The 11,859-nt window shown below is 71.5% G+C and carries 10 protein-coding genes; 3 read left to right on the top strand and 7 right to left on the bottom strand.

The features are described 5' to 3' along the window. Nucleotides 1-15: 15 nt before the first annotated feature. From IF54_RS0135320 to IF54_RS0135290, 7 genes are read right to left on the bottom strand one after another with little or no spacing between them, the layout of a single operon-like run. Nucleotides 16-1,164, bottom strand: coding sequence for a CaiB/BaiF CoA transferase family protein (locus IF54_RS0135320; protein WP_030326382.1), 1,149 nt, complete (start codon nucleotides 1,162-1,164; stop codon nucleotides 16-18). A 7-nt stretch (nucleotides 1,165-1,171) separates the two neighbouring features. Continuing rightward, nucleotides 1,172-1,936 (bottom strand): crotonase/enoyl-CoA hydratase family protein, encoded by a 765-nt coding sequence (locus IF54_RS0135315; protein WP_030326381.1) that lies wholly within the window; start codon nucleotides 1,934-1,936, stop codon nucleotides 1,172-1,174. Between the two features lie 10 nt (nucleotides 1,937-1,946). Then, the gene (locus IF54_RS0135310) at nucleotides 1,947-3,203 is read right to left on the bottom strand and encodes an FAS1-like dehydratase domain-containing protein (protein ID WP_030326379.1); all 1,257 of its coding nucleotides are present in this window, start codon (nucleotides 3,201-3,203) and stop codon (nucleotides 1,947-1,949) included. Continuing rightward, a complete protein-coding gene (locus IF54_RS0135305; RefSeq protein WP_030326377.1) occupies nucleotides 3,200-4,699 on the bottom strand; it encodes a class I adenylate-forming enzyme family protein in 1,500 nt (499 codons plus the stop codon). The genes IF54_RS0135310 and IF54_RS0135305 overlap by 4 nt, the downstream gene beginning before the upstream one ends. 20 nt (nucleotides 4,700-4,719) lie before the next feature. Next, complete coding sequence (locus IF54_RS0135300) at nucleotides 4,720-5,829, bottom strand: acyl-CoA dehydrogenase family protein (protein WP_030326374.1); 1,110 nt, start codon at nucleotides 5,827-5,829, stop codon at nucleotides 4,720-4,722. Nucleotides 5,830-5,834: 5 nt separating this feature from the next. Then, nucleotides 5,835-7,034 (bottom strand): cytochrome P450, encoded by a 1,200-nt coding sequence (locus IF54_RS0135295; protein WP_030326373.1) that lies wholly within the window; start codon nucleotides 7,032-7,034, stop codon nucleotides 5,835-5,837. A gap of 41 nt (nucleotides 7,035-7,075) precedes the next feature. Next, nucleotides 7,076-8,308, bottom strand: coding sequence for a CaiB/BaiF CoA transferase family protein (locus tag IF54_RS0135290; RefSeq protein WP_030326371.1), 1,233 nt, complete (start codon nucleotides 8,306-8,308; stop codon nucleotides 7,076-7,078). Nucleotides 8,309-8,418: 110 nt separating this feature from the next. Between IF54_RS0135290 and IF54_RS0135285 the strand changes: the two genes are divergently transcribed. The 3 genes from IF54_RS0135285 (at nucleotide 8,419) to IF54_RS0135275 (ending at nucleotide 11,850) form a co-directional block, all read left to right on the top strand. After that, on the top strand, nucleotides 8,419-9,192 hold the full coding sequence (locus IF54_RS0135285) for an enoyl-CoA hydratase/isomerase family protein (protein ID WP_030326369.1): 774 nt from the start codon (nucleotides 8,419-8,421) through the stop codon (nucleotides 9,190-9,192). Nucleotides 9,193-9,255: 63 nt separating this feature from the next. Then, entirely contained in the window at nucleotides 9,256-10,287 is a 1,032-nt protein-coding gene (locus IF54_RS0135280) for an LLM class flavin-dependent oxidoreductase (protein ID WP_030326366.1), read from the top strand. 84 nt (nucleotides 10,288-10,371) lie between these two features. After that, on the top strand, nucleotides 10,372-11,850 hold the full coding sequence (locus IF54_RS0135275) for an aldehyde dehydrogenase family protein (RefSeq protein WP_030326365.1): 1,479 nt from the start codon (nucleotides 10,372-10,374) through the stop codon (nucleotides 11,848-11,850). The last annotated feature ends 9 nt before the right edge of the window (nucleotides 11,851-11,859 follow it).

Here is an 11,859-nt window from a genome sequence, read left to right as displayed (position 1 = left end):
CCTCTCGGTGGGTTCTCAGTCGGGGAGTTGCATGGCGGCCCCGGCGTCCAGCAGCTCGTCGATGTCCCCGACCCGCCAGTCCCGGAAGACGGCGCGTGTGTCCGCGCCCACCGCGGGCGGGGTGCCGCCGGGGCTCGACGGCGTCGCCGAGAAGCGGGGCGCCGCGGCCGGCTGGACGACGCCGTCCCGGACGGTCAGGCTGCCGCGAGCGGCCAGGTGGGGGTGGGCCGCGGCCTCGGCGAGGCCGAGGACGGGTGCGACGCAGGCGTCGGTGCCGTCGAAGAGTGCCGTCCACTCGTCCCGGGTGCGCTCCGCGAACCGCTTCTCCAGCAGGTGCCGCAGCTCGGGCCAGGTCGACCGGTCGTGCTGCCGGGCGGGATCGACGCCGAGTTCGAGCAGGTCGACCAGTCGCCGGTAGAACTTCGGCTCCAGCGCGCCCACCGCCATGTGCCGGCCGTCCCTGGTCGCGTAGACGGCGTAGAACGGCCATCCGCCGTCGAACCGGTTGACTCCGCGCTCGTCGGTCCACGCACCGCGCCCGAGCTTGCCGAAGGTGCTGGCGAGGAGGTGCGCGGTGCCGTCCACGATGGCCGCGTCCACGACCTGCCCGCGGCCGGTCCGGCCCACGGCGTGGAGGGCGGCCAGCACGCCGATCACCAGGTAGCAGCCGCCGCCCCCGAAGTCGCCGACGAGGTTGAGCGGGATCTGCGGCGGTCCGCCCGCGGCGCCGATGGAGCCCAGAGCACCGGTCGTGGCTATGTAGGTGATGTCGTGTCCGGCCGAGGCGGACAGCGGCCCGTTCTGGCCCCAGCCGGTCATACGGCCGTACACAAGGCGCGGGTTGCGGGCCAGGCAGTCGTGCGGGCCGATGCCCAGGCGTTCGGTCACACCGGGGCGGAAGCCCTCGATCAACACGTCGGAGCGCTCGATGAGGTGGAGCAGGGCGGCGGTGCCGGAGGGGTGCTTCAGGTCGAGGGCGACCGAGCGTTTCCCGCGGTTGAGGACATCGGCGGGGCCTCCCGCGTCCGGCTCCTGCGCGCGCTCGGGCCGGTCCACGCGGACCACCTCCGCCCCGAGGTCGGCCAGGAACATGCCCGCGAACGGCGCCGGGCCGATACCGCCGAGCTCGACGACCCGGCAGCCGGCCAACGGTCCTGAAGTCATTCCGACGTCACTGTCCCTTCCAGACCGGCGTCCGCTTCTCGGCGAACGCGGCGGCCCCTTCCCTCGCGTCCTCGGACCGGAAGACCGGCGCGGCGATCTCGAACTGGCTCGCCCACCCCTCCTCCAGGCTCCAGTCGGCGGCGGAGCGGGCGATGCGCTTGGTCGCCTCGACCGCGAGCGGGCCGTTCGCCGCGATCGCCCCGGCGAGTTCCAGCGCGCCCGCGAGGGCCCCGCCTTCGTCGGTGAGCCGGTTGACGAGGCCGACCTCGGCCGCCCGTACGGCGGTGATCGGGTCGCCGGTGAGCAGCAGTTCCAGCGCCACGGCGTACGGGATGCGGCGCGGGAGCTTGAGCGCCCCGCCCTGGCGGGCGACAAGCGACCGCTTGACCTCCGGCACGCCGAACCGCGCGGTGCGCGACGCGACGACGAGGTCACAGGCCAGCAGCAGTTCGAGTCCGGCGGCCAGTGCCCAGCCCTCCACCGCGGCGATCAGCGGTTTACGCGGGGGCGTGACGGTGATCCCGCACAGGCCCCGGCCCTCGATCGAGGGGGTCTCGCCCCGCAGGAACGCCTTAAGGTCCATGCCCGCCGAGAACGTGCCGCCCGCGCCCGTGAGCACCCCGGCCCGCAGCTCGTCCAACGCGTCGAGTTCATCGACCGCGGCCGCCACCGCGGCGGCTGTCCTGGCGTCCAGGGCGTTCTTCACCGCCGGGCGGTTGATCGTGACGATCTGGACGGCGCCGCGGCGCTCCACGAGCACCTCGTCAGACACTCGGGCCTCCTCAAGTGGTGTGGCCGGCTTCCGGATCGACGGCGAACCGGGCCAGCTCGTGGGCGACCATGCCGTCGAGGTCGTCGGCGGGCGGCTCGGGCGGTTCCACGGCCCGGTCCCGGGTCGGCAGCAGGACGACGGCCGTCCCGGGCGTGGTGGCCTCGCCCCGCTGGTTCTCGCAGCGCACGTCGAGGTGCACCTCGGCGCGCCCGTCCGTCAGGCGTTTGTCGACGACCGTGCCGCGTACCCAGGTGGTGTCGCCGAGATAGTTGAACTTGCGGTGTTCGCAGCGCAGTCGCCACAGCCAGCCGTCGTCGCCGATCCAGTCGGTGAGCAGGTGGCAGAGCCAGGTCTCGCGCATGCCACCGTAGTCGTAGGGGTTCGGCAGGCCGAGTTCGCGGGCCCGTTCGGGCTCCCAGTGCAGGCGCTGCACGGTGTCCGGGACGTTCAGCGCGTTGGGCGGGTAGAGGCCCGGGGCCTTGCGCCGGACACGCGCGGCGATACCGAAGGTCCCCGGTGGCGTGAGCTGCATGCCCCAGCCCAGATGCCAGACGACCACGTCGGTGACGGTCAGGGGCCCCTTCACCCGGGGTTGCAGTTCGTCGCCGACCTCGACGTCCTCCCAGTAGCGGGGCTCGGCGCCGCGCCGGGACTCGGCCACGTACGCCGCGTCGATCTCGGCCAACTGCTCGGGTGTGTAGGGCTGTTGCTCGTACTGTTCCTTGGCGCGCCGCTTCGACGTGTGGCGTTCGGCGTTGATCCAGGTGCCGCGGCGCAGGGCGCACATCTCGCCGCGGCCGTTGGCGTAGAGGTAGTCGCGGACGACGTGAGCGGTGCGCCCGCCGAAGCTGCTGGGCTTGAGCCGGACTCCCACCTGGGTCTGCAACACCCGGCAGCGGTCTCCCAGTTGGAGGGGCCGCCACCACTCGTACTCCATCGCCGCCTGGTAGGAGCCCAGCCCGGCGAAGGGGTCTTTCCTCAGGAGCGCCTTGGTCTCCTGGTCCGGCTCCGGCGCGGCGTCCTCCCCCATCGTGTAGAGGAAGGTGGGGGGCGCGACGAGAGAACCCCAGCGGGTCGCGGCCGCGTACTCCGGGTCGCAGTACAAGGGGTTGTCGTCGCCGTAGCCGTACGCGAAGTGGCGGACTCCGTCCCAGGTCACCTCGTAGTTGTGCGGCGGGTTGCGCTGGGGCTGGGGGATGCCGAGGCGGCGGCGCGAGCGTGCCACGGCCTCATCGGTCAGTACGCCGAACCGCTCGGCGGTAGTCATCGCAGTTCCTCCCTGGCACGCGAGGCTTCGACGAGGTCCAGGAGGTCCACCCGGCTCACCTTGCTCGACGGGGTGCGGGGCAGTGCGGCGAGGACGAGGATGTACGCGGGCACCTCGTAGGGGGTGAGTTCGGTTCGGCACAAGGCCACCAGTTCGGCGGTCTGCGGTTCGGTCCGGCCGGGCTCGACCTCGACCGCGGCGACCGGCACCTCGCCGAGCCGTGGGTCCAGGAGCCCGGTCACGGCCGCCTCCCGTACGGCCGGGTGGGTTTCCAGGACGCGTTTGACCGTCTCCGGCTGGATCTTGAAGCCGCCGCGGATGATGGCGTCATCGGCGCGGCCGTCGATCCACACGAAGCGGTCGGCGTCGATACGGGCCAGGTCACTGGTCCGCACCCATGCGCCACCGCCCCGTGTGCTCTGTTCGGTACGTACCTCCAGGCGGCCGGTCCTGCCGACCGGCAGCTCGGCGCCGTTCTCGCCGGTCACTCGCAACTCGACGCCGGGGAAGGCGCGTCCGGCGCTGCCCGCCTTGCGGTCCCACCATCGGCGGTGCAGGTCCAGCGTCCAGCCGGCGACGGCTCCGGCGAACTCGGTGGCGCCGTAGGTCACGAGGACGGGGATGCCGTAGGTGTGGAAGAACGCGTCGGCGAGTTCCGGCGGGCAGGGGGCCGTACCGGAGGTGACCACCTGAAGGCCGGACAACCGTGCCTTGGGCACCTCCGCGTCGAGTACGGCGCGGATCGCCGCGGGCACCAGGTTCGCCGCACGCAGTCGGTGCCGTTCGACGGCGCTCACCCATTCATCGACGGTGAACCTGGGAAGGAGGATCATACGGCGGCCGGTGGCCAGGCAGGCGAGCGCCCGCCACAGTCCGCCGATGTGCACGAGTGGCGTGGCCACGAGCGACGCCGACGGCGAGAGCAGTCTGTCCCCCTTCGGGGTCTGCCCGCCGGAGACAAGCGCCTGGTCCAGCTGGCCGATCCGCAGGTGTACGCGTTTGGGCGGGCCGGTGGTGCCGGAGGTGAGCATCTCGACGGCCACACCGGGGTTGGCCGCCGCCTTCGTGGGTGCGCACCCGCCCACGGCACGCACCGTGCCGTGGGCGGCGAGTTCGAGTGCCAGGCCGCCGTGCGCGGTCACGGCGTCGAGGATGCCTGCGCGCGCGAGGACCTCGGTCCCGCACACAACGACGGGCGGGACGCAGTGGGAGATGTCCGCGGCGAGCCGTGCGGCGGGCTGAAGTGGGCTGAGCATGACCAGGCAGCGCCCCGAGGCGATCACGGCGGCGACGACGGCGATGTGCTCCGGACGGTTCTCCAGTACGACGCCGACCCGGGCGCCGGTGTGCAGGCCGGCTGCGGTGAGCGTCTCGTCCACACCGCGCGCGGTGGCCCGGACCTGGCCCCAGGCCCACCAGTTCCCCTGGTGCTCGATCGCCTCGGCGTCGGCCGGTGCCTCGGCGAGCAGCCTGGTCAGGCGGTCGCGAATTCCCACGTGATCAGCCTTTCGGTGCGTCATATCCCGACGAGGTCGGCGAGTCGGGCGCGGTGCAGTGCCGGGCTGCCGAAGAGATGCTCGGACGACTTGGCGCGCTTGAGGTACAGGTGGGCGTCGTGCTCCCACGTGTAGCCGAGGCCGCCGTGGATCTGGATGTTCTCCTTGGCGGTGTGGGTGAAGGCGTCGGCGCAGGTGGCCCCGGCGAGTGCGGCGGCCTCCGGCAGCCCGGCCGGCCCGTGCGCCGCGACGGACACCGCGTGGTACGCCGCCGACCGGGCGGCCTCGACCCTGAGCAGCATGTCGGCGCACTTGTGCTTGACCGCCTGGAAGGACCCGATGGGGCGGCCGAACTGGACCCTTGCCTTGGCGTGTTCCACCGCCGCGTCCAGGCAGGCCTGTGCCCCGCCGACCTGCTCGGCGGCCAGCGCCACCACGGCGAGGTCGAGCACGGTGCGCAGCGTGTTCTCGTCGCAGCCGACCCGTAGCGCCGGTGCGTGGTCGAGGTCGATCCGCGCGAGGCGGCGCGTGGGGTCGAGGGGGTGAAGCCGGGTGCGGATGACGCCGGGGGCGTCGCCGGTCACCGCGAAGAGCCCGGTTTCCGTGTCCGCGGGCCGGGCCACGACCAGGAGCAGGTCGGCGCTGTCCCCGTCGACGACGAACATCTTGGTGCCGGACAGTGTCCAGCCGCCGTCGCCGCGCGTCGCCGTGGTCCGGGCTTCCTCCGGCCGCCACATGGCGCTCTCCTCGGCGAGCGCGAGCGTGGCCGTCAGTGTGCCGTCGGCGATCGACGGCAGCCAGCGTGCCTTCGCGGTGTCGTCGTCGCAGGCAGTGAGCGCCTGGCCGGCGAGCGCGACGGTGGCGAAGTAGGGCGAGGGCAGCAGTGCGCGGCCCGTCTCCTCCAGTACGAGGCCCAGCTCGACCGGTCCGCCGCCCGAACCGCCGTACTCCTCGGGCAACGCCACGCCGTGGAGCCCGAGTTGGCTGGCCATCTGCCGCCACAGCGCCGGGTCGTGGCGCTCGTCGGACTCCATCCAGTGGCGTACGGCCGTGCTCGGTGCCTTGTCGGCGAGGAAACGGCGTACTGTCGCGCGGAGTTGTTCCTGCTCGACGGTGAGGGTCAGGGACACGTCCGTCACCAGGCGAGGCGGAGCGACTTGATGCCGTACATGTTGCCGTGCTGCCAGAGGTCCTGGCCGGGAGCGATCCGGTAGTCGGGGATCCGTCGGTGCCATTCCTCGAGTGCCACGTTGAGTTCGAGGCGGGCGAGGTGCGAGCCCAGGCAGCGGTGCGGGCCGGAGCCGAAGGCGACGTGGTTGGTGGCACCCCGGGACAGGTCGATCTCCAGGGGGTTCTCGTACCGCTCGGGGTCGCGGTTGGTCACCGCGAGCGGCAGCATCACCATCTCCCCCGCCTTGACCGGGCAGCCGCCGACCTCCACGTCCCGGGTCGCCTTGCGTGCCGGGACGACGAAGGAGTAGACGCGCAGGGTCTCTTCGACGGCCGTGGCGACGAGTGCCGGGTCGGCGACGAGCGCCGCGCGCTGTTCGGGATGGGCCGCGAAGTGGTAAAGCGCCCAGCCGATGGCGATCGGGACCGTGTCGAAGCCGGCCTGGAACATCAGCACGCAGAACGCGTGCATGTCCCGGTCGCTCACCGGCTCTCCGTCGATCGTCCAGGTCATGGCCTGGGAGAGCAGGTCGTCGCGGGGGGTCTCGCGCCGCATGGTGATCTGTTCGGTGAAGTACTCGGACACGGCCCGCATCGCACTCAACTGGCGGGAGGCGTCCGGGTCTTCGTCGTAGGACAGGTGCAGCAGCTCGTGCACCCAGTCGAGGAAGGTGGACAGGTCCTCCTCCGGCAGGCCCATCAGGCGCATGAAGACCCGGGTGGGGAACCGGCGGGCGAACCCGTCAAGGACGTCGGCTCCGTCCTCCTTCTTCAGGCCGTCGATCAGCTCGGCGGCGATCTGCCGGATCTCCGGCTCGCGGCCGGCGACGGCCTTGGGAGAGAAGTACTGACCCAGCAGGCGCCGCCACACGGTGTGCACGGGCGGGTCGAGCATCTCCGGGATCCACAGGAACTGCGGGTCCGGTTCAAGGACTGTCACCGACGTGCTGGAGAACGTCCGCCAGTCCTGGAGTGCCTTCTGCACCTCCGCGCCGTCCGTGACCACCCAGAAGCCGCGCGCGACGGTGCTCCGGAACCCGGAGTGGTCGCGGGCGATCTCGTCCCAGCGGTGCTGATGGCTCAGGAGCGGGCCGCCGAGCCGGTTGTCGTAGTGGTAGGCGGGCACGCCCTCGTGGGCGCCGTCTGGCTCGAGTGTCGTGCTCATCACCGATCCTCTCGTCGTACGGGCTTTCGCCGTACCGGCCGTCACGTCACCGCGCCCTCGATCTTGAGAGCGATGAGCTCGTCCTCGCCGAGGCCGAGTGAGCGCAGTACCTCGTCGGTGTGCTCCGCGAACTGGGGTGCCCGTGTCAGGGTTACCGGGATCTCGTCGAACTGGACCGGACTGGCGACGAGTTCACGATCGGTGCCGTCGGCGTCGACGACCTGGGCGATGAGTCCATTGGCCCGCAAGGAGGGGTCCTGGCCGACCTCCCAGGCGTTCTGCACGGCGGCCCACTGGCCCTCTCCGCGGGAGAGGATCTCGGCCCACTCCTCGAAGGGGCGGCTGGCGATCAGCGCGGCGACGATCCCGGCGGCCTCGGACGCGTGGGCCATCAGCTTCTCGGTGCTGTCGAACCGCTCGTCGCCGGCCAGCTCCTCACGGCCGGCGAGCTTGCAGAACTCCGCCCAGTACCGGCCGGGTTGGAGCATCGACAGCTCGATCCACCTGCCGTCCGCGGTGCGGTACGCCCCGATGAGGGGGTTGGTGGCCGAGCCGTGCTTCGGGGGGACCTTCACCGGGAGGGGGCCGCCGGTCATCAGCGCGAGGTTGACGGTGAACTGTGTCGCCCACGCGCCGACACCGAGCAAGGAGACGTCCACGACGGAGGGTTCGCCGGTCGTCGCGCGCGCGTAGAGGGCGGCGGCGATGCCCCCGGCTATCGTCATGCCGCCCATCGCGTCGCCGTAGGCGCCGGCGGGCATGCGGGTCATGCGGTCGGCGTCGGGCGGAGTGACGCCGGCGGCGCTGCCCCCCCGGGCCCAGAAGGCCGTGCTGTCGTAGCCGCCCTTGCCCGCCTCCGCGCCGCGCGGGCCGAAGCCGCTGCCGCGCACATAGATGATGTCCGGGTTGACCGCCCGTACGTCCTCGACATCGATGCGCAGCCTCGCCCGTGCGTCGGGCAGGAAGTTGGTGAGGAACACGTCGCTGGCGCGGATCAGTTCGTCGAGGACCCGGCGCGCCGCCGGCTTCTCCAGGGCGAGGCCGACGCTGCGTTTGCCGCGGTTCGGTCCCTCCATGATCGGGAAGAAGGACGAGCCCTCGCTGGTCGCCGCGTAGCCGAGCACCCGCACCAACCCGCGCTGGGCATCGCCGTGTTCGGCGTGCTCGATCTTGATCACGTCGGCGCCCCAGTCGGCGAGCACGGCACCCGCCGACGGCACGAAGGTGAACTGCGCGACTTCGAGCACCCGCACGCCCTCCATCGGCCTGCGCATCGCCTCAACTCCTCACACTCATTCCACCGATGAGTCCGACCCACTGGCGTCAGGGTATGAGGTTCGCACCTAAAAAGTATACTGTTTTGCCACGACGAACGGAGTTGCCGATGGACTTCAAGACCGTTCACTTCGAGGTGCGCGACCACGTCGCCACCATCACGCTGGACCGCCCGCAGGCCATGAACAGCTTCAACCAGCCAATGCTGGAGGACTTCTCCCTCATCTGGGACACGGTCAAGGCCGACGACGACGTGCGCGTCGTGGTGTTGCGCGGCGCGGGTGAGCGCGCGTTCTGCACCGGCATGGACGTCAAGGAGGGCATCGACCGGCACCCCAACGTCTGGTCGCAGACCGACCCGGGCCAGTACTTGTCGCCGAAGCTGAACCAGGTGTGGAAGCCGCTGGTGTGCGCGGTGCACGGCATGGCGGCGGGCGGCGCGTTCTACTGGCTCAACGAGGCCGACATCCTGATCTGTTCGCAGGACGCCACGTTCTTCGACCCGCATGTGAGCTACGGACTCACCGCGGCCCTCGAACCGATCGGCCTCGCCCGGCGCATTCCCCTCGGCGAGACGCTGCGCATCGCACTGCTCGGCCTGGACGAACGCCTCTCCGCCGCGCGCGCCCTGCAGATCGGCCTGGTCAGCGAGGTACTCCCGCGCGAGGACCTCTGGAACCGCGCCGACGGGATCGCGCGCCTCATCGCCGCCAAGCCGCCGGCCGCCGTCCAGGGCACGGTCCGGGCGATCTGGGAGTCGCTCGACGCGACCCGTACTCAGGCACTGCGCACGGGCTTGTCGTACACCCAGCTCGGCAACCCCGTCGGCACGGCGGAGGTGGACCGCTCCGCGGTACCGCGGGGACAGTGGACACTCCGCTGAGACTTCCGTACGCTCCCCGCAATTGAGTGCACTTTTTCACCAGCAGACATCCGGGAGGCTCTCATGCGGTTCGGCATGCCCTGGCCCGGCCGCGACGTCGGGCGCGAGGCCGAGCAAGCGGGTGTCGGCGCCTTCTGTGCCGGGGAGTTCGCCGATCACGACGCCTACCTCACCGTGGCCGAGGTCGTCGCCCACACCGAGCACGCCCTGGCGGGCCCCGCCATCGCCTACGCGTTCGCCCGCACCCCGTACGCGCACGCGACCGCGATGCGCCAGCTGCACGCCCAGGCTCCCGGCCGGCTCTTCCTCGGCCTGGGCTCCGCGGCGTACCGGATCAACCGGGACTGGCTCGGCGCGCCCGCCGAACGGCCCGTGGCCCGGATCGCCGAGACCGTCGGCGCGGTGCGCGCCTGGCTGCACGCAGAGAACGGCGAACGGGTCCGGTACTCCGGACAGTTCCACTCGCTCGACGCGGACGTGAGGGCCCCGGTGCTCGGCAGGCTGGAGATCCCCGTCCTGCTCGCCGCGTTCAACACCCGGATGGCCGCCACCGCGGGCCGGGTCGCCGACGGCGTCATCGGGCACGGCCTGTTCACCGGGTCCTGGTGGAACGACGTGGTGCGGCCGTCCGTCGAGCGCGGCAGGAAGGAGGGCGGCGCCCCGGAGAGCGACCGGGGCGCACGGCCTCTCGAACACGGCTGGGTCATCACGGCGGTTGACGACACCGCCCCCGAACGCGCCGTCGCCGACGCTCGCCGGATGATCGCCTTCTACCTCACGGTCAGGACGTACGACCCGTTCGTCGCCCATCACGGCTGGGAGGAGCCGGTGGCCCGGCTGCGGGCGGCCTTCCGGGCCGGCGAGACCGACGCCATGGCCGAGGCCGTCACCGACGAGATGCTCACGGAGATCGCCGTCTGCGGAACCACCGCCGACGCCCGCGGGGCTCTCGCCGAGCGCGCCGGTTCCCTCCCCCGCGATGTCGGCTACTTCGCGCCGCCCAGCTTCATGGTGAGCCCACGGCGGCGCGCCGCCTACGCACGGGCGAGCCTCGCCCTCATCGACTCCGTGCCCTTCCCCGACTCTTTCGAATGAGCCCATATTAAGTACACTGAATATGGGGCAAGCGACCATCTCTGACGGTACGACGACGTGCCGCAGGCGATCAGGAGACGGCTCATGACCACGTCGTACACGTTCTCTTCGCAGCTCTACATCGACGGTCGCCGGACCGACGCCTCCTCGGACGCGCGCATCGTCGTCCGCAACCCGGCGACGGAGGAAACGATCGCCGAGGTCCCCGAGGCCTCGCCCGTCGACGCGCGCCGGGCCGTCGAGGCGGCGCGAAGGGCCTTCGACGAGGGGCCCTGGCCGCGTATGAAACCCTCCGAACGCGCCGCCGTGCTGCTGCGCATGGCCGAGGAGATGGAGCGCCGGCTGCCCGAACTCGTCGCCGTCAACATGGCGGAGGCCGGATCGGTCCGCCCCCTGGCGGAGACGTTGCAGACCCTGGTGCCGGTCGCGCATCTGCGGGACATGGCCGAGCGGGTGATGCCTGCCTTCGCGTGGGAGCGGCCGATGGAAGGCACCGCCGCACCGGGTGTCGGCAACGCCCAAGGCATGGTGCGCCGCGAGCCGTTCGGAGTGTGCGCGCTGATCGCGGCGTACAACTTCCCCTTCTTCCTCAGCATGATGAAGGCGATCCCGGCCCTCGCGGCGGGCTGCACCGCCGTACTGAAGCCGGCCCCCCAGACCCCCCTGGAGTCCCTGCTGCTCGGCGACTTCGCGGACGCCGCCGGGCTGCCGCCGGGCGTTCTGAACATCGTCACCGGTGGTGTGGAGGCCGGCCGGGAGCTGACCACGCACCCGCTGGTGGACCTGGTCAGCTTCACCGGGTCGGACACGGTCGGGCGTACGGTCTACGCCCAGGCCGCGGCCTCCATGAAGAAGGTCGTCCTCGAATGCGGCGGCAAGTCGGCCAACATCGTCCGTGCCGACGCCGATCTCGACGGAGCCGTCCGGTCCTCGCTGGCGGGCATCACGACCCACGCCGGGCAGGGCTGCTCACTTCTGACGCGGACCCTCGTGCACGAGTCCGTCCACGACGAGTTCGTCGGCCTGTTGGGCGCGGGTCTCGCCGCAGTGAGGGTCGGCGACCCCGCCGACGCCACGACCACCATGGGCCCGCTGATCAGCGAGGCGCAGCGCGACAAGGTCGAGAAGCTGATCCGCGTCGGCGAGGAGGAGGGAGCACGCCTGGCCTGTGGAGGCAGGCGTCCGGCAGGTCTCGGCAAGGGCTACTTCATGGAGCCCACGCTGTTCCTCGACGTCGACAACTCGATGACCATCGCGCGGACGGAGTTCTTCGGGCCGGTCGGTGTCGTCATCCCGTTCGGCAGCGACGAGGAGGCGGTGCGGATCGCCAACGACAGCCCGTACGGCCTGTCCGGCGGCATCTGGAGCGCCGACACCACGACCGCCCACTCCCTCGCGTCCCGCATCCGGGCCGGCGGAGTCACGATCAACGGCGGCAGCGCGGGAGTGAACCCACGGGCCGCGTTCGGCGGGTACAAGCAGAGCGGACTGGGCCGGGAGTGGGGCGAGTTCGGACTGAGCGAGTACCTCCAGACCAAGACGGTCAGCTGGGCCGCGCGCTGAGCAGCCGAG

It is taken from the genome of Streptomyces sp. NRRL B-3229 (assembly GCF_000719505.1).
Lineage (GTDB): Bacteria > Actinomycetota > Actinomycetes > Streptomycetales > Streptomycetaceae > Streptomyces > Streptomyces griseorubiginosus.
This window is presented reverse-complemented; position numbering and strand designations above follow the sequence as displayed.

Bases quoted from the DNA above. Each gene is read 5' to 3' on its own strand.
- IF54_RS0135275 (WP_030326365.1), top strand. From the start codon at position 10,372: ATGACCACGTCGTACACGTTCTCTTCGCAGCTCTACATCGACGGTCGC.
- IF54_RS0135280 (WP_030326366.1), top strand. From the start codon at position 9,256: ATGCGGTTCGGCATGCCCTGGCCCGGCCGCGACGTCGGGCGCGAGGCC.
- IF54_RS0135285 (WP_030326369.1), top strand. From the start codon at position 8,419: ATGGACTTCAAGACCGTTCACTTCGAGGTGCGCGACCACGTCGCCACC.
- IF54_RS0135310 (WP_030326379.1), bottom strand. From the start codon at position 3,203: ATGACTACCGCCGAGCGGTTCGGCGTACTGACCGATGAGGCCGTGGCA.
- IF54_RS0135295 (WP_030326373.1), bottom strand. From the start codon at position 7,034: ATGAGCACGACACTCGAGCCAGACGGCGCCCACGAGGGCGTGCCCGCC.
- IF54_RS0135290 (WP_030326371.1), bottom strand. From the start codon at position 8,308: ATGCGCAGGCCGATGGAGGGCGTGCGGGTGCTCGAAGTCGCGCAGTTC.
- IF54_RS0135320 (WP_030326382.1), bottom strand. From the start codon at position 1,164: ATGACTTCAGGACCGTTGGCCGGCTGCCGGGTCGTCGAGCTCGGCGGT.